At 64.1% G+C, this 20,507-nt stretch carries 19 protein-coding genes; 4 read left to right on the forward strand and 15 right to left on the reverse strand.

Going from position 1 to position 20,507, the window contains the following annotated elements; genetic code table 11:
- The first annotated feature begins 524 nt into the window (after positions 1 to 524).
- Both ramB and menE read left to right on the forward strand, forming a co-directional pair.
- Positions 525 to 1,946, forward strand: a complete 1,422-nt coding sequence (gene ramB / locus CCICO_RS10345) for an acetate metabolism transcriptional regulator RamB (protein WP_026161406.1) — start codon at positions 525 to 527, stop codon at positions 1,944 to 1,946.
- Positions 1,947 to 1,992: 46 nt separating this feature from the next.
- Positions 1,993 to 3,129 carry an o-succinylbenzoate--CoA ligase gene (gene menE / locus CCICO_RS10350; protein ID WP_018019492.1) on the forward strand — a complete coding sequence of 379 codons (1,137 nt, stop codon included), beginning with the start codon at positions 1,993 to 1,995 and terminating at the stop codon, positions 3,127 to 3,129.
- Between the two features lie 11 nt (positions 3,130 to 3,140).
- Here the strand turns inward: menE and CCICO_RS10355 are convergent, their stop codons facing one another.
- Positions 3,141 to 4,007, reverse strand: a complete 867-nt coding sequence (locus CCICO_RS10355; RefSeq protein WP_301354560.1) for a glycosyltransferase — start codon at positions 4,005 to 4,007, stop codon at positions 3,141 to 3,143.
- Between the two features lie 58 nt (positions 4,008 to 4,065).
- Here CCICO_RS10355 and CCICO_RS10360 point away from each other — a divergent pair, with 58 nt between their 5' ends.
- Positions 4,066 to 4,962: a 1,4-dihydroxy-2-naphthoate polyprenyltransferase gene (locus CCICO_RS10360; protein ID WP_018019494.1), complete on the forward strand. Its 897-nt coding sequence runs from the start codon at positions 4,066 to 4,068 to the stop codon at positions 4,960 to 4,962.
- A gap of 3 nt (positions 4,963 to 4,965) precedes the next feature.
- Here CCICO_RS10360 and CCICO_RS10365 read toward each other — a convergent pair whose 3' ends face one another.
- Complete coding sequence (locus CCICO_RS10365) at positions 4,966 to 5,286, reverse strand: DUF4229 domain-containing protein (protein WP_040357562.1); 321 nt, start codon at positions 5,284 to 5,286, stop codon at positions 4,966 to 4,968.
- An 83-nt stretch (positions 5,287 to 5,369) separates the two neighbouring features.
- On the opposite strand from CCICO_RS10365, the gene CCICO_RS10370 reads away from it, so the two are divergent.
- Positions 5,370 to 5,708 carry a hypothetical protein gene (locus CCICO_RS10370; RefSeq protein WP_018019496.1) on the forward strand — a complete coding sequence of 113 codons (339 nt, stop codon included), beginning with the start codon at positions 5,370 to 5,372 and terminating at the stop codon, positions 5,706 to 5,708.
- A 1-nt stretch (position 5,709) separates the two neighbouring features.
- Here the strand turns inward: CCICO_RS10370 and rfbA are convergent, their stop codons facing one another.
- The 13 genes from rfbA to CCICO_RS10435 all read right to left on the reverse strand — a co-directional run bounded on the left by rfbA (position 5,710) and on the right by CCICO_RS10435 (position 20,504).
- Positions 5,710 to 6,603 (reverse strand): glucose-1-phosphate thymidylyltransferase RfbA, encoded by an 894-nt coding sequence (gene rfbA, locus CCICO_RS10375; RefSeq protein WP_018019497.1) that lies wholly within the window; start codon positions 6,601 to 6,603, stop codon positions 5,710 to 5,712.
- Positions 6,603 to 7,217 carry a dTDP-4-dehydrorhamnose 3,5-epimerase gene (rfbC, locus tag CCICO_RS10380; RefSeq protein ID WP_018019498.1) on the reverse strand — a complete coding sequence of 205 codons (615 nt, stop codon included), beginning with the start codon at positions 7,215 to 7,217 and terminating at the stop codon, positions 6,603 to 6,605. Before rfbC ends, rfbA begins: the two co-directional genes overlap by 1 nt.
- A 54-nt stretch (positions 7,218 to 7,271) precedes the next feature.
- Complete coding sequence (gene rfbB, locus CCICO_RS10385; protein WP_018019499.1) at positions 7,272 to 8,255, reverse strand: dTDP-glucose 4,6-dehydratase; 984 nt, start codon at positions 8,253 to 8,255, stop codon at positions 7,272 to 7,274.
- 34 nt (positions 8,256 to 8,289) lie between these two features.
- Positions 8,290 to 9,324: a c-type cytochrome biogenesis protein CcsB gene (gene ccsB, locus CCICO_RS10390; protein ID WP_026161408.1), complete on the reverse strand. Its 1,035-nt coding sequence runs from the start codon at positions 9,322 to 9,324 to the stop codon at positions 8,290 to 8,292.
- A 116-nt stretch (positions 9,325 to 9,440) separates the two neighbouring features.
- Positions 9,441 to 11,063: a cytochrome c biogenesis protein ResB gene (locus tag CCICO_RS10395; protein WP_018019501.1), complete on the reverse strand. Its 1,623-nt coding sequence runs from the start codon at positions 11,061 to 11,063 to the stop codon at positions 9,441 to 9,443.
- A 42-nt stretch (positions 11,064 to 11,105) separates the two neighbouring features.
- Complete coding sequence (locus CCICO_RS10400) at positions 11,106 to 11,891, reverse strand: cytochrome c biogenesis CcdA family protein (protein WP_018019502.1); 786 nt, start codon at positions 11,889 to 11,891, stop codon at positions 11,106 to 11,108.
- 14 nt (positions 11,892 to 11,905) lie between these two features.
- A complete protein-coding gene (locus CCICO_RS10405) occupies positions 11,906 to 12,481 on the reverse strand; it encodes a TlpA disulfide reductase family protein (protein ID WP_018019503.1) in 576 nt (191 codons plus the stop codon).
- A 2-nt stretch (positions 12,482 to 12,483) separates the two neighbouring features.
- Positions 12,484 to 13,104: a histidine phosphatase family protein gene (locus CCICO_RS10410; RefSeq protein ID WP_018019504.1), complete on the reverse strand. Its 621-nt coding sequence runs from the start codon at positions 13,102 to 13,104 to the stop codon at positions 12,484 to 12,486.
- A gap of 1 nt (position 13,105) precedes the next feature.
- Positions 13,106 to 14,416 (reverse strand): glutamate-1-semialdehyde 2,1-aminomutase, encoded by a 1,311-nt coding sequence (gene hemL, locus CCICO_RS10415; RefSeq protein WP_018019505.1) that lies wholly within the window; start codon positions 14,414 to 14,416, stop codon positions 13,106 to 13,108.
- A gap of 62 nt (positions 14,417 to 14,478) precedes the next feature.
- Positions 14,479 to 15,894 (reverse strand): protoporphyrinogen oxidase, encoded by a 1,416-nt coding sequence (locus CCICO_RS10420; RefSeq protein WP_018019506.1) that lies wholly within the window; start codon positions 15,892 to 15,894, stop codon positions 14,479 to 14,481.
- Positions 15,895 to 15,913: 19 nt separating this feature from the next.
- The gene (hemE, locus tag CCICO_RS10425) at positions 15,914 to 16,990 is read right to left on the reverse strand and encodes a uroporphyrinogen decarboxylase (protein ID WP_018019507.1); all 1,077 of its coding nucleotides are present in this window, start codon (positions 16,988 to 16,990) and stop codon (positions 15,914 to 15,916) included.
- A 90-nt stretch (positions 16,991 to 17,080) separates the two neighbouring features.
- Positions 17,081 to 17,851, reverse strand: a complete 771-nt coding sequence (locus CCICO_RS10430) for a sulfite exporter TauE/SafE family protein (RefSeq protein WP_018019508.1) — start codon at positions 17,849 to 17,851, stop codon at positions 17,081 to 17,083.
- Between the two features lie 25 nt (positions 17,852 to 17,876).
- Positions 17,877 to 20,504, reverse strand: coding sequence for a heavy metal translocating P-type ATPase (locus tag CCICO_RS10435; protein ID WP_018019509.1), 2,628 nt, complete (start codon positions 20,502 to 20,504; stop codon positions 17,877 to 17,879).
- Positions 20,505 to 20,507 lie beyond the last annotated feature (3 nt).

A 20,507-nucleotide genomic window follows, 5' to 3' on the forward strand; every position in this document is an offset into this window, starting at 1 on the left:
GACCCAACTCACATCGCCAGAACTAGCGCATGAGAAGTGTTTTAGGTTAGGCTCGCCTTCAGAAGAAGTGTGCTGCGGGGCCGTTATGGCAGTTCACTGCGAATTCTCATTCCTCTTTCAGCCTACGCGGTCGACGGGCCGTTTCGAGATTCACATTTACCCCAATTCTCACAATCAACCCCTATTGGGGGCACTTTCGCGATCCTAAATTACGCAACATTTTTGGTTCTTAATTCAGGCTCCACTCAGGCGGAAATCTGCCCCACATCTTCCATCCCCCTTTACCACACTACCCACCGCCCACCTTCCCCATAATTGCAGCTCACAGCCCCAAAGGTCGCGGGCAGGATCCGGCAGCGCCGGCGGCGCTCGCGGGCCCGATGCGCGGGCACCACACCCATAGGTGGGCGTCGATAAGCGAGAGATCGCTCAGCCCAGCACCCCGAATACGCGGGTGGGGCGGCCCTGTCCAGCAGGTGGGTACCGATCCGGTTATAGTGACCCCGCTCACCTATTATGTCTCTATGGGAAAAACATACGTGGGCTCTAGGTTGCGGCAACTGCGACGAGAACGGGATCTCAGCCAGGCATCCCTTGCGGACACCCTCGGGCTTTCAGCCTCGTATGTCAATCAAATTGAACACGATGTGCGCCCGCTCACCGTCTCGGTGCTCTCGAAAATCACTGAGGCATTCGGAATTGATGCCACCTTCTTTTCTCGCGAGGACGATTCGCGGCTCCTCGCCGAAGTAAAAGACGTGATCGCCGATAAAGAACTTGTGTCCCAACCGGTGGATCTCGCGGAACTCTCGGAGGTCGTCGCCGATCACCCCGCCGTGGCCAAAACAATTGTGGATATGCACCGGCGCTATCGCAGCATTCGCGATAAACTCTCGCTGCTCACCGATCACCGCAGCCACGCCGATGAAATCAATGACCAGCCCGGCGATGTGCTGGACATGCCACATGAGCAGGTGCGGGATTTCATCCACGCCAATAACAACTACTTTCACAGCCTCGACACCGCCGCCGAAAAGCTCCACCACACACTGGGGCTGAGCCTGAACACCAGCCCCAGCATCCTGGCGGCGCTGCACCGGTATGTCACCGAGACTCACGGGGTGACAGTGGTGCCCACCACCGCCAGCAGCACCCTGCACCGATTTGACCCCAGCACCTCCACCCTGGAGATCTCCACTCTGATCAGCCCCGGCCAACAGGCCTTTCGCATTGCTAGTGAGCTGGCTTATCTCGAAATCGGCCCTGAGCTGCACCAGCTTGTCGACGAAGCCGAGTTCACCACCCACGAATCCACGCTGCTGGCGCTGCGCGGTTTGGCCAGCTACTACGCAGCGGCGCTGCTCTTGCCCTACACCGAGTTCCATGAGCGGGTGGAAAAGTCCCGGTATGACTTGGAGTATCTGGCCAGCTACACCGGCTTAGGCTTCGAAACGATCTGCCACCGCGTATCCACCCTGCAGCGGCCTGGGCTGCGGGGGATTCCCTTCACCTTTATCCGCGTGGACCGCGCTGGCAATATGTCCAAGCGGCTCTCCGCTGCGGGATTTCATTTCACCCACTCGGGCGGCACCTGTCCGCTGTGGAATGTCTATGAGGCCTTTTCCAGTCCCGGCCATCTGCAGCGTCAATTCGCCTCCATGCCCGATGGCCGCACCTATGTATGGGTGGCCCGCACCGTCAGCCACCGCTATGGCACCTTCGAGCAGCGCGGCAAAGAGTTCGCAATCGGGCTTGGCTGCGAGGCCCGCCACGCCGGACGCATGGTGTACTTCGACTCGATGCCGGTATCCACCCCCGCGGCCGCCGTGCCGATCGGACCCGGCTGCCGAGTGTGCGCGCGCACCGACTGCGCCCAGCGCGCCTTCCCCGCCATCCAAGGCATTACGCGCGTCGACGCCCACTCTTCCTCCCTGGCCGCCTATTAGCTCCCAGCGGGGTCTGTCACCTTTTCAAGCGGCTACCATGAGATTCATGCTGGAAGCCTTGCCCGTCTCACCCGCTGATCCCGCCGCGATCCTGCCCGATCTTGCCGCCGCACTCGCCGGCGAACGCAGCCTGCTGCCCCTGCCTGCCGCGGATCGCGCCCGGGCGCAGCAACTGGCCCGCACCATGCGCGTGGGCGAGCCGATCGATCCGGAGGTGGCGCTGGTGATGTCTACCTCCGGCTCCACCGGCACACCGAAGGGGGCGCTGCTCAGCGGGGAAAACCTCGCCGCCTCGGCGGTGGCCACCCACAACGCCCTGCATGGGCCCGGGTCGTGGGTGCTGGCTCTACCCGCTCACCACATCGCCGGCATCCAGGTGCTCGTGCGCAGCATCCTCGCCGAGACCACCCCCACTGTCCTCGACGTCTCCCGCGGCTTTAACCTCACCGCCTTCGCCAGCGCTACCGCCGAAGCCCGGCGCACAGGCGGTGATGATCCGCTCTACACCGCGCTCGTCCCCAATCAGCTGCACAAGGCCTTAGAGTCCTTGCAGGGCATCGAGGCTTTGCGGCTTTACGACGCCATCCTCATCGGCGGCGGACCCACCACCGACAGCACCCGCGCGGCCGCGAAGCGCCTCGGGATCTCGGTGGTGTGCACCTATGGTTCCTCGGAGACCGCCGGCGGCTGCATCTACGATGGCGTGCCTATCGAATGGGCCTCGGTGAAGCTCACCGGCACGCAAGGACGCATTCACCTCGGCGGGCCGATGGTGGCCCGCGGCTACCGCAATGTGGGGGCGAAGGAGACAGACGCCTTCGCCCACCCAGGGTGGTTTTCTACCAGCGATTGCGGCTATATCAGCGATGGCGTGCTGCACGTGACCGGGCGGCTGGATGCGATCATCTCCTCCGGCGGGTTGAAACTGCACCCCGAGGTACTGGAGCAGGAGCTGCTCAATATCGCAGGCGTGGATAGTGCCTGCGTCACCGGTATTCCCGACGCCCGGCTGGGCCAGGCGATCGTGGCCGCCTACTCCGGCAGCGCACGCGTGGGCGAGATCATCGAGGCACTCGATCACCTACCCCGCTGGCAGCTGCCCAAGCAGTTACTGCGGGTCGATGCCCTACCCACCACTGGTCCCGGCAAGGTGGATAGGCGGGCTGTGGCTCGGCTGTTTTAACCTCGGCTGTTTTAGCCTAGAGCCCGCCCCAGCTGCTGCACGTCCTCGACGCTATAGAGCTGGGCGATAGCGGCATCGTTGCCACGAGATAGGTTGCTGCGCACCAACGGCCGCCACGCCGCGGAGGGAAGCAGCGGAAAGTGAGCAGGTCTGGGGCGTACCTGCGCCACGGGCAGGCCGGCACGCAAGGCCGCGTGGTGCAGGAAAAGATCATCACAGCGCAGACTCGCCCCAAGATCCTGTCTGCTCAGCTGGGCGAGGGTGTGCACGAAGCGCGGCGGATAGCACACCGCGCTCACCCCAGTGGCCACGTGCAGCAGAGAGGCATCGGTGCTACGCACCGGCCGCCACTGGCTATAGGGGGCGATGCGCTGGTTGTTCAGCCTGATGCGGTGGGCGCGGTGAGCGGTGATGTGGTGGGGCCGGGCGGCGTCGATAAGCCGAGGCACGCACCAGGGAAGATAGAGCACATCATCATCAATGGTGATAAGCCATCGCCCAGGATGGGCCCGCGCCGCGGGAAGATATTTTGTGTGCGGCCCCAAGCCCGGTTCTGCCTTGCGGATGCGCAGGCCACGATCGCACAGCCGCTGTAGGCCGGCTGGACGCGGGGCGGCATAGTCCCGCGGTTCGAGCCACAGCTCCACTGGGCCGGCATGGGCCACTGACTCGATGGCCAAATGCACCCACCGCAACCGCCGACCGTGACTGGTGAGCGTGATGATCACCTCGGGGTGCTGCGGCAGCGGGGTGCGCGAGGTGCGGTTACGCCACATCAGCCGCAGCAGCAGCGGTAGATGCAGCAGCGCGTTAAGCGCCGCGGACAATAGATAACCCAGCCACACGCGCTTGAGCGTAGCCCACCTGCGCGCGCTCACTCAGCTTGGCCACCCCGAACACCGTGGCCGGCTAAGCCGCGGGGTAGAAATAATAGCTATGCAGAACTCCCGCTCCACCGCCACCGCCGCCGATTGGCTCGAAGGAGCCCGACCGCACACCTGGGCCAATGCCTTCGCCCCCGTGATTGCCGGCACGGGGGCGGCCGCCTACGCCCACGGGGCTTCCCTGCCCCGGGCGCTGCTGGCGCTGCTGGTGGCGTGGGCGTTGATCGTGGGCGTGAACTACGCCAATGATTATTCCGATGGCATCCGCGGAACCGACGATCATCGCTCGGGGCCGCTGCGGCTCACAGGCTCGGGTCTGGCCGCCCCAGCGAAGGTGAAGCGGGCCGCCTTCGGCGCCTTCGGCGTGGCCGCCGCGGCTGGGGTGGTGCTTTCCATCATGAGCGCATGGTGGCTGATTCTGGTGGGCGCGGCCTGTATCGCCGGGGCGTGGTTCTACACCGGCGGCACCCGCCCCTATGGCTATCACGGCCTAGGCGAGGTCTCTGTGTTCGTCTTCTTTGGCCTGGTGGCGGTGCTCGGCACCGAATTCACCCAGTCGGGCGCCATCAGTGGCGTGGGCGTGCTGCTGGCGGTGAGCATCGGCGCGCTGTCCGCCGCGGTGAATCTGGCGAATAACCTGCGCGATATCCCCTCCGATAGCGCGAGCGGCAAGACCACCCTGGCGGTACTGCTGGGCGATCGACGCACCCGCATCCTATGGTGCGGTCTCGTTGCCGTGCCGCTGGTGGCAATGGTGGCCCTCGCTATAGCTGCCACCTGGTGGAGCCTGCTGGCAGCTACAGCCGTGCCCTTCCTCCTCGCCGCCGCCCGCCCAGTGCGTGGTGGCGCCACCGGTGCGGCACTCATCCCAGTGCTGGGGCTCACTGGCCGGGGGATGTTTGTATTCTCCCTCGTACAGGCCGTGATGCTGGCCCTGGCCGGCTCCTAGCGCTTAACGCCGCGCGAGCTCTTCTTGCACCCACTTCTTGTGGGCCTTGCGCTGCTCGTCCCACTGCGCCATCTCGCTCGTTACCCGCATGCGCAGGCTACTGAACAGCAACAGCGAGAGCGGGAATGCCACGAGCAATGCCAACAGGGCGCAGATCAGCCACGGCACGGGCGAATCAATGAGCACCGCGGCCCCCTTGATGAGCGCGGTGAGCGCGGCAAAAAGCACAATGCGGGCGCCGGCATACAGCGCCGAGTCTTTCCACGCTCGGTTACGTAGCTGTGTATCCAACTCTGGTGCGTGCGTTTCAACCCTGCTAGTCACAAGGTTTGAGTGTAGCCGTATCCTTGGGGGAAGAACACGTTCAAGCCCGCATCATGTGTCTAAGAGATCGGAGTTGTCAGCGAGTGGGTCGTCTTATCGTCCTCATTCTCATCATTGCCGCCCTAGTGCTGATCTGGAAGGCCTTCGGGCCCTCGAGTTGGAAGCGTCGCCAACAGATCCAGCAGCCGCAGCGCCCCGTGATCAAAGGCCCAGATGATGATGAGGAGTTTCTCTGGGAGTTGGAAAAGCGCCAATTTAAAGAGCGCCGCGCCCGCGAACAGCAGCGTCAACGCGAGGAACAGGAGGCAGCTGAGCGCCGCCGCCGCGAGCAACGCCGCACCGGCTCCCAAGGCTCAGACACCCCACCGGATGATCCCACTGCCTCTGAAGGCGACGATCTTGGGGAGCAACCGGGCACCTAAGCTAGTGCGCGCCGCGGGCCGCTGCGGCGTGCTCGCGCTGCAGAATCTCCGCCAAATAGGCGCCGTAGCCGGACTTATCCAGCTGCTGCGCCCGCGCATGTAGATCTGCATCGGTGATCAGCCCCATGCGCCAGGCCACCTCTTCCGGACAGCTGATCTTGAGCCCCTGGCGCTTCTCGATGGTGCGCACAAAATCACCAGCATCCATCAATGATTCATGCGTTCCGGTATCGAGCCAGGCAGTGCCGCGCGGCAGCACCTCCACCTGCAATGCCTGCTGCTGCAGGTAGTGGTTGTTGATGTCCGTGATCTCAAGCTCCCCGCGGGCGCTGGGGCTGAGACCGGCGGCGATATCTACCACCGAGTTGTCATAGAAATACAGCCCCGGCACGGCGAAGTGCGAGCGCGGATCGGCGGGTTTTTCCTCCAGGGACAGCGCATTGCCATCGCTGTCGAATTCCACCACCCCATAGGCGCTGGGATCGGCCACCCAGTAGGCAAAGATGGCCCCGCCTTGCACATCGGCAAAGCGGCGCAGCTGCGTGCCTAGGCCGGCGCCATAGAAGATGTTATCGCCCAGAATCAGCGCCACACTGTCATCTCCGATGTGCTCTCGGCCGATACGGAACGCATCCGCCAAGCCCCGCGGGGAGTCTTGGGTGGCGAAGCTCAGGGAGATCCCAAACTGGGAGCCGTCCCCGAGGAGGCGTCGAAACTGCGACTCATCCCGCGGGTCCACGATCACGAGGATATCCTCGATGCCTGCCAGCATTAGCGTGGACAGCGGATAGTAAATCATGGGCTTGTCATACACCGGCACCAGCTGTTTCGACACCCCGAGGGTGATCGGCCACAGCCGCGAGCCCGTGCCGCCGGCGAGAATGATGCCCTTCACTACTGCGCTTCCTCGTTAGCCAACACCCACGCATCCTTATAGGCGTTGAGCAGCTGCTCGCACTCCTCGACGGTGGGCAGGTATTCCCGCGCCTCGTCGAGTCCCGGGGCGGAGCGATCCTTATCGCTGAGAATCGGCTCGGTGACCGGCCATTCGATCCCCAGGCTGCTATCGAGCGGGTCGATGCCATAATCCACGTTCGGATCGTATTCCGAGGAGGTGAGATAGCAGACGACCGCGTCGCTCACCGCGGCAAAGCCATGGGCAAAGCCGTCCGGAATATAGAGACAGCGGCGGTTCTCCGCGGAGAGGCTGATCCCTTCCCAGCGGCCGAAGGTATCGGAGCCAACACGCACATCCACCAGCACATCCCAGATTTCTCCCGCAACGCAGGTGACATACTTTTGCTGTCCCGGAGGAACCGCGGTGAAGTGCAGCCCGCGCAGCACCCCCGCCTGGGAGACCGACATGTTCGCCTGCTGCAAGGCGAAGGGGTGGCCGGTGAAGGATTCGAACTCGGAGGCCTTAAACCACTCGTGGAAACTGCCCCGCGCATCGGGGTGCACGGTGGGCTCGGTGTAAAAACTGGGCAGGGTGGAGAGCTCTTTCAACATAAGCACTACTGTAGTGGCGCCCGGTATCTGGGGGCACCCTGCCGCCTCTGCCAGCTAGAGGCCACGGGCAGCGTAGCGCTGCTCCGAGCGAGCATAGGCCGATTCCCACCACTGCGGGTTGCTGCGATAAAACTCCACCGTCTCCTCCAGTCCAGAGCGCAGGGTGGTGTGTAGCGGCTTCCAGCCGAGGGCCTCGGTGGAACTGGGATCGATTGCGTATCGACGATCATGGCCAGGGCGATCGCGCACATATTCAATGTCCCCGCCGCCGATGATATCCACCAGTAGCTCCGCCACCTGCCTATTGGAGGCCTGGCCGTGGGCGCCAATGAGATAGGTGGAGCCGATCTCGCCGGCATCGATGATCCGCCACACCGCATCGTTGTGGTCATCCACGTGAATCCAGTCGCGTACGTTACGGCCATCGCCGTAGAGCAACACCGACTCGCCGCGCAGTAGTTTGAGAATCTGGCGGGGGATGAGTTTCTCGGGGTGCTGATAAGGGCCGTAGTTGTTGCTGCAATTAGAGATCGTGGCGCGCAGCCCGAAGGAGCGCACGAAGGCGCGGATCATGTGATCACTGGCGGCCTTTGACGCCGAATAAGGCGAGGAGGGGCAATACGGGGTATCCACGGTGAACATCTCCGCAGTATCCAGCGGCAGATCCCCATACACCTCGTCGGTGGAGATGTGGTGCATGCGCACCCCATGGGCCACCGCGCACTTGGCCACGGTCACCGTGCCCTCCACATTGGTGCGGGCAAAGAGCTCCGGGTGGTCGATGGAGTTGTCGTTATGGCTTTCCGCGGCGAAGTGCACCACGAGGTCGGCGTCGTGAAGCACCTCGTGCATCAGCTGCTCATCACAGACATCGCCCTGCACCAGCTGGGCATCCGTGCCGGCGAGGCTATCTGCGTTGGCGGCATAGGTGAGCGCGTCCACCACGGTGATGCGCTCCACCTCGGGGCGAGTGAGCCGGGTGCGACGCACGAAATTCGCGCCGATGAAACCAGCGCCGCCGGTGACCACGATGTGCACGATGGAGTCCTTTTCTCGCTCAGAGCGCGACGCTTTAATTCAGCCCAGCGTAGGAGTGCAGGCCCGAGGTGACCATGTTGATGAAGAACAGGTTGAACACCATGGTGGCCAGGCACACCACGTTGATCCACGCGGAGAACACGCGGCTAAAAGAAGGGATAGCACGGGCGTGCAGATAAGCGGCCAGCAGCACCCACGTCACCAGAGACATGGTCTCCTTCGGATCCCAGCCCCAGAAACGGCCCCAGGCCGATTCCGCCCAAATGGCACCCAAGGCGATACCCAGACCAAAAATCGGCAGCGCCCAAATGGCGGTCTTGTAGGCGATCTGGTCCAGTACCTTCGCCTCGGGTAGCGGCCGAGCAACCCGGCCGAGGAAGGAGGCGGGTTCCTTGCCCTTGGGGAACCGGCTACGGAAAAGGAACACCAAGGAACCCACCCCAGACAGCATGCAAATCGAGGCGCCGGTGACCACGGTGGAGACGTGGATGGGATACCACATGGACTGCAGGGCCGGCACCAGCGGCGCCGACTCTGCGTAAAGCTTGGTGCCGCCGAAGAACATCAGTGCCAACACTGGGGTCAGCACCCACGGCCACAGGGCCGGGATGGCGCGGGAGGTGATCATCAACGCCGTGACCACCATGGTGCCGAAGGTGATCACCGAGACGTACTCATAAAGGTTGCCGAAGGGGAAGCGGGATGCGGAGATACCGCGCAACACCAGGGAGGTGCCGTGCAGCACAATACCGAGGAACACCATGGTCTGCGCCATGTTGGCAAAGCGCTGGGCCTTCGCCTCGAGGCTCTCTGCCTTCTCAGCGGCGGAGGCTGCTTCCGTATCGGCGGTGGGGGCATCAGCGGCCACACCGGAGCTGCCCGAACCTGCAGCGGAGCCGCCAGAACCTGCACCCACGAGCGCGGATTGGTTCTGCTCCACCGTGGTTTCCACGGCTGCGGTGTGTTTGACGTAATAGACGATCGCGAGCACGAGCGCCAAGAAGTACACCACAAACGCCGAGGCGAAGGTGAGATCCGAGAACGTCGCTACAGATTGATTAACCGGCAGGGAATTCACTAGTCGTCCTATCCCGTCAAGAGTTGATTCTTCGTGAGAGTGTATCGAACCTCAGGGCAATTTCATACAAGCCTGCCCTTCCACCCACTGGTCCCAGCGGGGCGAATTTAGCCCTTGATGTGGCGGGCATCCACCTCAGGATCAAAGTCCTCATCGTCCGGATCCGGTAGCCCGTAGAGGGCGCGGGCCAGCTCGTCGTGCTCCTCGCCCCACCCGGCGCGGTCGGTGCGGGCCAATCCGCCGGTCTCTACGTGGGTGCCACCATCAGCAGCGTGCACGCGAATCCAGATGCGGCGGCGTTTAATGGCCAGCGAGCCCACCAGCCCACCCAGGGTGATCAGTGTGGTGATCAGCACCCAGATCTGGGTGGAATCGTGGCTGATCTGAAGGTTCACAAATTCCTTGGCGCCGTCGAAGGTGACGGTGGTGCCATCATCGAGGGTCACGGAATCGCCCTGCAGCAGGTTCACGCGCTCCAGCTTCTGCAACTGTCCGGTGTGCACCAGGGAGGGGTCTAGGCTCCACAAGGATTGGCCGCGTCCGGTATCCAGCCCAGCGTCGCCGCGGTAGATATCGATAGCCAGGGCGGGATCCTGCATGGCGGGAAATGCCGAGGACAGCAGCTCGTTGTTCTCTCCCGACCAAGCGGCGGTGGGGGCGAAGAGGCCCTCGATCGCAATCTGGTTTTGGCGGCGCTCCGATAGCTCCTCATACATGCCCGCCGGCGGGTCGAAACGCATCGCGCCCGAGGAAAGGAAGAAGGTGGGATCATCGGGGCGGAACTGCAGGGTTTGGGTGCGGCTTTCCCCATCGGGCCAGGTGACGGTGACGGTGGGGGCGAAGCCGTGGCCCTGCAAATAGATGCGATCGCCGGCGATGCGCAGCGGATGGTTCACCCGCAGCTCGTAGTCCTTCCACGTGGAGGGATCGGAATACACCTCATCGCCCTCGGCCCAGGAGACATTGCTGTGGAACATCTCTGCTTGGCCGTTGGGCAGATAGTCGGCGGTGAAGTCATGCACATCGAGGCAGAAAGGATTGAGGCTGGTGCCATCGAAGGTGGCGCCATGGCGGAAGCTGTCATAGTTAGCCACCGCGGTGTTGCAGAACTGCGACTCCTCGGTATCGGCCACCACGATCACCTGGCCCTCGTAGTAGCTCAACCGCCCCCATGCCATGGTGATGAGCATGCCCACCAGGCCCAGGTGGAATACCAGGTTTGCCAGCTCGCGGGCATATCCCTTCTCCCCGGCGAGGGAACGCTGGCCCATACGGTCCTGCTCCGCCGAGTATTCCTTCAGCCGCCAGCCCTTCATGCAGCTGCGGGCGGCGGCAAGAACCTCATCCTCGCTGGCGGCCACGGTGCCGCGGGAGTGGTGCGGGAGTCGCTCCAGCCGTTTCGGCGCACGCACCGGAGGCTGCTTCATAGCCTGGTAGTGCTCCCAGCTGCGCGGCAGAATGCAGCCGATCAAAGACACAAACAGCAGCACGTAAATGGCGGTGAACCAAGTGGAGCTGAAGACGTCGAAAAGCTGCAGCTTGTCGTAGATCTCGGCGATACGACCATTGGTGGCAATGTATTCATCCACCTTGGACTCGTTCAGGCTGCGCTGCGGCAATAGGGCACCGGGGATGGCGCCTAGGGCCAGCAGGAAAAGCAGGATGAGCGCGGTGCGCATGCTGGTGAGCCAGTTCCATGCGCGAACGACATAGCGATTGAGGGTATTCATGAGGTACTCAGCGTTATCCTTACACGAGTCTGTTCCGCGGCCTTAGAGCAGCGTGGTGCCGTAGCTGACAGTCCACTGCCTGATCACGTTAATAAAGCTATCCCACAGCCCCGTGACCAAGCACACGCCCACCACGATGAGCAGGGCGCCACCGATTCTTTGAATGGTGCGGGAGTGCCGCTTCATCCACTCCACCGAGGTGATCATCCGCGCCGAGCCAAGCGCCACGAGTACAAAGGGCACACCCAGCCCGAGACAATAGGCGATAATCAGCGCCACTCCCCGAGCGGCGGTGGCACCCTCAGTGCCGACGGCCACGGAAATAATCGCCGCCAAGGTGGGGCCCAAACAGGGCGTCCAGCCGAGTGCAAACACCCCGCCGAGTAGGGGCGCACCCAACCAGGTGGACACCCGCTTCGGCTGCAGCCGAGTGTCTTTTTGCAGGGCCGGAATATAGCCCATGAAGGCCACGCCCATGACGATGGTGATGATTCCGCCCACCCGTTGCAGCGTGCTGGCCTGCACCGTCAGGACGTGAATGGCGCCGAACACGCTCACGGTGGCGAGGACGAACACGAGGGTGAAGCCGAGGATGAATAGCCCTGCAGCCCCGGCCACACGCCCGCGCGAGCCGCGCGCCACGGTACCGCCACGCTCGTCATAATGCACATCCCCACCCACCACGCTGGCGAGATAGGAGATATAGCCTGGCACCAGCGGCACCACGCAGGGGCTGGCAAAAGACACGAGCCCCGCGAGGGCGGCGCCGAGCAGCCCCAACAGGAGGGGCCCGCTGGCCACGAGGTCGGCGACGGCGTTGGTGTCCACTGCCGCTCCTTTACTTAAAGCTCTTGGTTGACTGCCTCGAGCAGCTCTGTGTCCGTGACTTCACGCAAAAACACGTGCGCGGGGCGGTGCTCTTTATCCAGCACGATGGTAGTGGGGATCACTGTGGCGGGAAAACCGCCCAGCGCCACGGCCGATTTGAAGGGCGGATCGTAGATCGAGGGATAGCTCACCCCGTTGTCTGTGACGAAATCCCGCGGCAGCTGCACATTGGGATCGCGCACATTAATCCCCAACACGGTGCCGCCGCGGGGCTCGATCTCCTCCTGCACCCGCTGCAGATCGTCCGACTCAGAACGGCACGGGGCACACCACTGGCCCCAGGCGTTGAGCACCACCACCTGCCCCTCGTAATCATCGAGGGAAATTTCTGTGTTCTCATCCATCAGCGAGGGCCCCTTGAGGGTGCCGATCGGCGCACGCTCGTCCTCGGGATAGTAGATATCGGTTTCGCCGCCAGGTGCAACGAAGGAGAAGGTGCCGCCCACGGCCACGGCATCATCGCCGGTGCTGCAGGCGGTGAGGGCGGTGGCGGCGGCCACCAGGCTCACAATCAGTGCAGTAATGCGCATATTTATAGATCTCGTGCGGGTTCGGTGTAGTGCATGTCCATGATGTGCTCGCCGTGGAAGATCAGCGAGGTCACAGACGCCAGCGAGCATTGCCGCAGGGCGGGGTTGTGATAGAGCGGCAGGTCTTGCACGTGCCGCTGCACGCACACAATGGGCAGCTGGTGGCTGATCACGATCGCCTCATGTCCGGCGGCCTCGGCGCGGATCCCAGCGATGGTGTCCATCATGCGATCAGCGATGTGGGCATAGGGCTCGCCCCAGGAGGGCACGCGCGGATCCACCAGCAGCGGCCAGCGCACCGGATTCCACAGTTGGGAGCGCCAGGACTTAATGCGCAGCCCCTCGAAGCGGTTACCCGCCTCCAACAGCCCCTCATTAGTCTGCACTGGCAGCCCCGTGACCTCTTGGAAAGGCTCGGAGGTTTCGCGGGTGCGCTGCAAAGGCGAGCTATAGAGGTGGGTGACATCATGGCCGGCGAAGGCGGAGGCGGTGGCCTGCGCCTGGGCGCGGCCCCGCTCAGAGAGGTGATAGCCGGGTAGGCGGCCATATAAGATGCGCTCCGGATTGTGCACCTCGCCGTGGCGAATGAGGTGCACAATGGTGGTCTCAGGGGTGCGGGCCACGTTAGGCACCGTCCTTCCGCGTGGCGGCGGCCGCAGCCTTGGCGGCCACGCCGAGGGCCTTCTCGATGGTCTCGAAGTCACGGTCGGTGAGCGCGGTAGAGACAAACCAGGTTTCGAACACGCTCGGCGGCAGGTGCACGCCATTGTCCAGCATGGCGTGGAAGAAGACCGAGTAGCGGAAGGTGTCTGCGCTCTGCATATCCGCGAAGTTATGGCCCGCGCCCTCGGCGAAGCGCACGGACATCATGGTGGCGGCGCGCTGAATGTGGTGCTCCACCCCAGCGGCGTTGAGGGCCTCGTGGGTGAGGCTGGCCAGCCGGTCGGCGTTGGCGCGCACCGTCTCGTAGACATCCTCGGTGGCATTGTCCAGCGAGGCCTTGCCGGCTGCCATCGCCACCGGGTTTCCGGAGAGCGTTCCGGCTTGGTACACCGGACCGTTTGGGGCGAGGTACTCCATGATCTCGCGGCGGCCGCCGAAAGCAGCGGCGGGCAGGCCTCCAGAGACCACCTTGCCGAAGGTGGTGAGATCGCCTGCCACCCCGTCCACGCCGTACCAGCCCTGGTAGGAGGTGCGGAAGCCCGTCATTACCTCGTCCATAATCAGCAGCGCGCCATACTCGCCGCACAGGTCCTTGAGCTGCTGGTTAAAGCCCTCCCGCGGGGCCACCGTGCCCATGTTGCCGGCGGCGGCCTCGGTGATCACGCAGGCAATATCTTCTGGGTGGGCAGCAAAAGCGGCGCGCACCGCTTCAATGTCGTTATAGGGCACCACGATGGTGTCGGCGGCCGAGGCGCCGGTCACGCCCGGGCTGCCGGGCAGCGAATAATCGGCCACGCCCGAGCCGGCAGCGGCCAGCAAGGCATCCACGTGGCCGTGGTAGCAGCCCTCAAACTTGATGATCTTCGGCCGCCCGGTATAGCCGCGGGCCAGCCGCACGGCGGACATGGTGGCCTCGGTACCGGAGTTGACCAGGCGCACCTCCTCCACCGAGGTGCGATCCACAATAGACTTCGCCAGCTCCACCTCTGCCACGGTGGGCGCGCCGAAGGACAGGCCCTTGTCTACGGCCTTCTTGACTGCCTCCACGATGGCTGGGTGGTTGTGCCCCAGCAGCATCGGCCCCCAGGAGCAGAACAGATCCACATACTCGTTGCCGTCCACATCCACCAGGGTGGCGCCGTGGGCATGGTCAATGAAGCGGGTTTGGCCTCCCACGGAGCCAAAGGCTCTCACCGGCGAGTTCACCCCGCCCGGGATGAGATTCTGCGCGCGATCAAAGTACTCAGCTGAGTGCGAGGTGCTAAAAGTCATGTGCTTCATTGTAGACGTCTCCAGCATCGCGCTTATCGACGCCCATCTCCACCGCCTAGGTGTTAGTCCACGCCAAGCAGGGCACGCGCAGTGGCACGCGCATGGGCGACCACCGCGGGCACACCGACCCCGCCAACCCAGGCACCGGTGACGGCCACGGCCGGATCCTCGGCCAGCGCCTCCTGCACATCGGCCACCGTGCGCAGGTGGGTGTGGGAATAGCGCGGAATACCGCCGAACCAGTACTGGGTGTAGATCTCGCTCAAGCCCGCGGCCCGGCCATCGAAGCCGGTGATGGCCTGCAGATCATCTAGGGCCCAGTCCACCAGCTGATCCTCATCGGTGCGCAGGTAGGAATCATCCCCGAAGCGGCCAAAGCTGGCCCGTACCAGCGCCCCGCCGCGGGCGGCGAGGTGCGGCCATTTCTTCGACGACAGAGTGAAGGCTTTGGTGTGCACCTGCGGCTCGTCGGCAGCCACCAAAATGCCGGAGTTGTCGGGCAGCCCAGTGGCATCGTCGAACTTCATGCCCACCACTACGGAGCCTGCCAGCTGCACCTGCCGCGCTGCGGCCGCGGCCTGGGGGTTGTGCTGCTTGAGCAACAGCGCGGTGGTGGGGGCCGGGGTGGCCAGAATGACCTTGTCATACACCTGATCTTCACCGCCTGTGAGCCGCAGCCCGCCCTCGACGCGCTGGAGACCAGTAATGAAGGCGTCCACGAAGATCCGGGCACCGGAGCGCTCCGCCAGCGTCTCGTAGAGCGTGGCATAGCCGCCATCGAAGGTGGCGAAAATGGGCGCCGGCTCAGCCGCTGGGGCGTCCTGCTGCGCGGCGCGGGCCGCGGCGCGCAGCTCGTTCATCTTTTTCACCGCCGCAGAAAGAGTCACCTTCTCCCCCGCCTCAGCCATGGCGTCGAAGGTGGTTGCGAGTGCCGGAATGGTGGCACGCACTCCCAGATCATCGGCTTGGCAGGAATACACCCCGCCGAGCAGCGAGCTGACCACGTGATCGACCACATCATCGCCATAGCGCTGCCGCACCAGCTGGCCCACGCTCAGGTCCTGGCCCACAGTCCAGTCAATCGGCTCCTGGGAGCCCTCTGCATCGATGCGCGCAGCCGTCTCCTCGGAGATCAGCTCACGAATCTCGGCGGAGGTGGCGGGAATGCCCATCGCCCCACCGCGCGGCAGGTGGTGAAGCTCGCCGCCGGAATACACCAGAGATTCCAAACCGGAGGGGTAGCGCAGCGCCTCACTGAGCCCCACCTCCTCCACGAACTCCTTGATGTCTGGGCGCAGATTCAAAAAGGCCTCCGCTCCCATATCCGTTGGCCCGGAGGCAAAAGGCACCGTGAAGAGTTTGCCGCCGAGCCGGTCGGAGGCCTCATAGACATCGATACGGGCGGAGCTATCGTGCTTGTTCAGCTCATAGGCTGCGGTGAGACCTGCGAGGCCTGCGCCGACAATGGCGTAGTTCATGATGAGTTCGGATCACTTCCTAAGTTTCGTGGATGATCTCGACAGCGCGGGTGATCATCTCTGCGTCGGTGCTGGGCAGCACCCCGTGTCCCAAATTGAAGATATGGCCGGTGGCATCCCCCGCCGCGATGGCTCGCTGCGCCTCCGCGTGGATGCGCTGGACCTCGCGGCGGATCACATCCTCGGAAGTAAAGAGCATGGCGGGATCTAAGTTGCCCTGGATCACCTTCGGGCCGGCGGCGGCATGGATGCGCGAGGCGGCGTCGTCAAGCGGAACGCGCCAATCCACGCCCACAACATCCGGTCCCGCCTCGGCCATCGCCCCCAGCAACTCGCCGGTGCCCACGCCAAAGTGAATGCGCGGAATGTCATACTGCTCGATGTGGGCGAAGATCTCCTGCGAGTAGGGCAAAACATACTCGCGATAATCGCGCTGGCTGAGGAACCCAGCCCAGGAATCGAAGAGCTGCATCGCATCGATACCAGCGTGCACCTGAGTATCGAGGTAGCCGAGCACCGTCGGCACGATGCGGCGCATGAGCGCATGCCAGCTCTCGGGATCGGCGTGCATCATGGCCTTGGTCTGCTCGTGGTTTTTACTCGGCCCGCCCTCGATGAGATAGCTGGCGAGAGTAAAGGGGGCGCCGATGAAGCCAATGAGCGCCTGCTGGTCCGTGAGCTCATCCACGATCAGGCCGATACCCTCGATGATCTCCTGCACATCGTGATCCAGAATCGGCAGAGCGGAGATGTCAGAGGCGCAGCGAATCGGCTCCGCCACCACCGGGCCACGCCCAGGCACGATATCGATATCGAGGCCCGCGGCCTTCAGCGGCACCACGATATCGGAGAAAAGAATCGCTGCATCTACATCGTGGCGCCGAACCGGCTGCAGAGTGATCTCGGCCAGCAACTCCGGCATAAAGCAGGAGTCCAGCATGGCGATGCCCTCGCGCACCTTGCGATACTCCGGCAGCGAGCGGCCTGCCTGGCGCATGAACCACACCGGGGTGCGGCTAGGGGTGCGGCCATGGGCGGCGGCAAGCAGGGGCGCGGAGGGGATCGTGCGGCGTCGGGCAGAGGCGGGGTCTGTCATAGTGTTCCATCATGCCCTACCCGCGCGAGGCGCCGCTAGCAAGCTGGCCCTTGTGTCTACAGAAGGACCCAGAAGGATACAACCCGCGGCTCAGCCGAGCGCTGTCTCGACGGCCGTGGCCGCAGCCACCACCCCCAGCAACGTGGCAAAAGCCAAGGTGAGCTGATAGGGCCGGACCCGGCGGGTGAGCGGCTCGCCCAGCATTCCCCCGACCACGGAGGCGGCGGTGAACACCACCACCGTGAGATAGTCCCCGCCAAACTCAGTGCCCACTCGCGCGGCCAGCCCCGCTCCTGCGGTGATAATCATGATCACCAGCGAGGTACCGGCGGCCAACCGCATGTGCATGCCCAAGGCCAGCACCAGCACCGGCACCACGATGAAACCACCACCGACGCCGAAAAACCCGGTGAGAAAACCGGTGAGGCACGCCAGCGCCAGCACCAGCCACCAAGGCCGCGAGGTATCCCCCGCCGGCGCGGCGGGATGATCCTGGGCGCGCCCGCGCACACCCCGAACACCCATATAGCCGGCCACCAGAGCCAGCAGCCCGGCAAAGGAGATCATGAGAACATCGGGGTTCACCAGCACAGATACCTTCCCACCGAGGAAGGATCCCACCACCGCCAACAGCCCAAAACTTCCCCCGCGGCGCCACGCCACCGTGCCATGGCGGGCGTGGGAGATGAGGGAGAACGCGGCCGTGGTGGCCACGATGATCAACGAGCCCGTGGTGGCATCGTGCGGGGCAAAGCCGAGCAGATAGACAAGCGCGGGAACAGACAGGATGCCGCCCCCGGCGCCCAGCGCGCCCACCACGAGCCCCACTCCGATACCGACGAGGATGGTGACAATGATCATGGTGCTCAGCCTAAGGCGCGCGGCATCAGAAGCGCCGCGCCTGTTGGGAGGACCACTCGGTGATGAAGGAACTGGTGAGCATGAGCACCGTGGCGGCCATCGGGTGCAGCAGCCCGGCAGTGGCCAGCACCATTGCCGTGATGTTATAGGCCCACGCGAACATCAGATTCCGATCTACCAGCGCCCCCACCCGGCGCGCCAAGGTGAAGGCCTCGGGGATGGCGGAGACATCCTGGCGCAGGATCACTACATCCGCCTCGGGCACATCGAAATCATCGCCTGGTTGAACCAGCAGGCCCACATCGGCCACGTTGAGGGGGCCGCGCACGGACTCGTCCCCCACCATGCCCACCACGTTGCCGCGGGTGTGAACGCTGCGGACGGTGATCGTCTTCTTGGCCGGCGCGATGCCGGCGAGCACCTTGGAGATGCCCATGAAGTTGGCCAAGCGTCGGGCCACCGGGTAGGCATCGCGGGTAAGCATGACGGTCTCGATGCCCATGTTCTCGAGGTCATCGATGGCGTCCATAGCATCGTCTTTGGGGTCGGTATGCATGGTGATCACCCCGCGCGGCTTGCCCTTCCAGTTGACCACCAGCGGGGTGCCGCCGGCGGAGATCGCGAGGGCGAGGCGCCCCTCGAGGTCGGACTCATCGCGCGGGCGCCACAGGGAGGCCTCCACTTGGCGCAGCTCGGTTTTGCCGCGGGAGACCTCGATGGGAATCTCCACGAGGCCGGTGAAGGTGCCGTGCTCATCCACGTGGGATTGGGCCACATCGATCCAGTGGGGGATGTCCTCGCCCCCGGCTCCGCGGTCGCGAGCCTCACGGGCAGCCTTGACCAACGCCTTCGATACTGGGTGATCGGATTCCATGGCCAAAGCGGCAGCGACGCGCAGCACCAGCTCGGCGTTTTCGCGGTCGCTGGCGATCACGGTCTCCACCGACATGGTGTCCTTGGTCAGGGTGCCCACGCGGTTAAAGATCACCGTGTCTACTCGTTCCATCACGCGGATGGTTTCCGAGTTACGGATCAACAGCCCCTTACGCGCCCCGGATTCGATGCCATAGCGGGTGGCCAGGGGTGCAGAAATTGCCAGCGACACCGGCGCCACACAGGCCAGGATGGCGAGGGCGGTAGCGAAGGCGACATTGTAGTTGCCGCCGATAAGCAGCCACATGCAGAAATCCACGATGGCGGCAGTCACCGCCCACGGCACCAGCAGGGAGGCCGACTTGGTGGCTAGCTGGGCGGAGCGGTTTTGCACCGCTGTGGACTCATCGATCCAGCGCAGCATCGCGGCCAACCGGGTGGCGGAGCCGGAGTGGCGTACACGGATCTTCAGGGGCCCACCCAGGTTGGTGGAACCGGCATACACCTTGGAGTTCACCTTCACCGTGCGGGCATCATGGTGGCCATTATCGCAGTCCACCGCAGAACGCAGCAGGCCCGAGGCCACCGTGGAGGCTCCGCCCACAACCCGCCCATCGCAGGGGATCACCCCACCGGTCGGCACCAGGATGTCATCGCCCACCCGCAGCTCCTGAACCGGCACCACCTGCTTCACCGCGGCCGCTCGCGGGCCGGCTTTCCGCACCACGGTGACCTCGTGCATGGTGCCCTCGTGTTCACGGCGGGCATCTTCCACCAGGTTCGAGCGGGAGCGACGCATCGCGATCCGCCCTCCCAGCAGCAGCACTGTCATGCCGCAGGCAACGTCTAAGAAGAGCTCGCCATCCAGGATGGAGGGATAGTTATAGGCGAACCAGCGCGGCTCGGAGGTCCAGCCGATCGAACCGGCTGGGGTGAAAAAGAGCATGATCATAGACCAGCCAAAGGCCGCCAGGATCGCCGCCGCGCTGGCCGCATCCAAGGCCGACATCTTCCTCCGCAGCCCCGCAATGGCAGCCCGGTGGAACGGCCACGCTCCCCATGTGACCACGGGGATCGACAGCGCGAAGCTGATCCATTGCCAGTAGTCGATCTGCAGGGAGGGGACGTAGCTAAAGACCAAAATAGGGATGGTGAGGATGAGGCTCACCAGCAGCCGGTCCAGGGTGACGAGCCCTCGGGCAGTAAAGAGCACATCGGCGTTATCGTTGCGCTCGATAGTAAGACCCAGGTGGCGGTTTTCGGGGTTGACCTCCGCGAGGGCCTGCTTGGTGCCTTTGATCCGCTCCAGCAGGGAACTACGGCGAGGATGCCGCTGCGAGTGGTGCAGCGGCGGGGCCATGAGCCGGTCGGCGCGTCGACGCAGCGAGCCTTCCGTGAGTTCCGCCTTGACCCCCATGTTGCGTAGCTTCTCGATGATTGTCTCAGGCGGAATGCTGGTGGGCGCGGTGATCCAGGCGATCGAGTTGGTGTAGATCAGCGAGGCGCGCACCCCTTCGGTGCGTTCGAGCGCTTTTTCCACATCCCGGGCTGCGGCTGCCGAGGTGAGACCCTGCAGCTCGAGGCCGAAGGAGATCAGCTCCGCTCCCTCGCGGGACGCGAGACGCTGGGAGGCAAGATCGGTGGAGGAGACATCACCGTTCAACCCGGCGAGGCTGGCCGCCTTTTTGGCTTCTTTGATGGCCTCATCCATATCCCGCCAGTCTGCGCGCAGGGCGGCCGGACTGAGGTCGGCGCGACTGCCATTGCTCAGAGGGCTCATTGT

Source organism: Corynebacterium ciconiae DSM 44920, from assembly GCF_030440575.1.
Classification (GTDB): domain Bacteria; phylum Actinomycetota; class Actinomycetes; order Mycobacteriales; family Mycobacteriaceae; genus Corynebacterium; species Corynebacterium ciconiae.

Excerpts from the sequence above, each read along its gene's own strand:
- ramB (WP_026161406.1), top strand. The coding sequence starts at position 525 with ATGGGAAAAACATACGTGGGCTCTAGGTTGCGGCAACTGCGACGAGAA.
- menE (WP_018019492.1), top strand. The coding sequence starts at position 1,993 with ATGCTGGAAGCCTTGCCCGTCTCACCCGCTGATCCCGCCGCGATCCTG.
- CCICO_RS10360 (WP_018019494.1), top strand. The coding sequence starts at position 4,066 with ATGCAGAACTCCCGCTCCACCGCCACCGCCGCCGATTGGCTCGAAGGA.
- rfbC (WP_018019498.1), bottom strand. The coding sequence starts at position 7,217 with ATGTTGAAAGAGCTCTCCACCCTGCCCAGTTTTTACACCGAGCCCACC.
- CCICO_RS10395 (WP_018019501.1), bottom strand. The coding sequence starts at position 11,063 with ATGAATACCCTCAATCGCTATGTCGTTCGCGCATGGAACTGGCTCACC.
- CCICO_RS10405 (WP_018019503.1), bottom strand. The coding sequence starts at position 12,481 with ATGCGCATTACTGCACTGATTGTGAGCCTGGTGGCCGCCGCCACCGCC.
- hemL (WP_018019505.1), bottom strand. The coding sequence starts at position 14,416 with ATGACTTTTAGCACCTCGCACTCAGCTGAGTACTTTGATCGCGCGCAG.
- CCICO_RS10420 (WP_018019506.1), bottom strand. The coding sequence starts at position 15,894 with ATGAACTACGCCATTGTCGGCGCAGGCCTCGCAGGTCTCACCGCAGCC.
- hemE (WP_018019507.1), bottom strand. The coding sequence starts at position 16,990 with ATGACAGACCCCGCCTCTGCCCGACGCCGCACGATCCCCTCCGCGCCC.
- CCICO_RS10430 (WP_018019508.1), bottom strand. The coding sequence starts at position 17,851 with ATGATCATTGTCACCATCCTCGTCGGTATCGGAGTGGGGCTCGTGGTG.
- CCICO_RS10435 (WP_018019509.1), bottom strand. The coding sequence starts at position 20,504 with ATGAGCCCTCTGAGCAATGGCAGTCGCGCCGACCTCAGTCCGGCCGCC.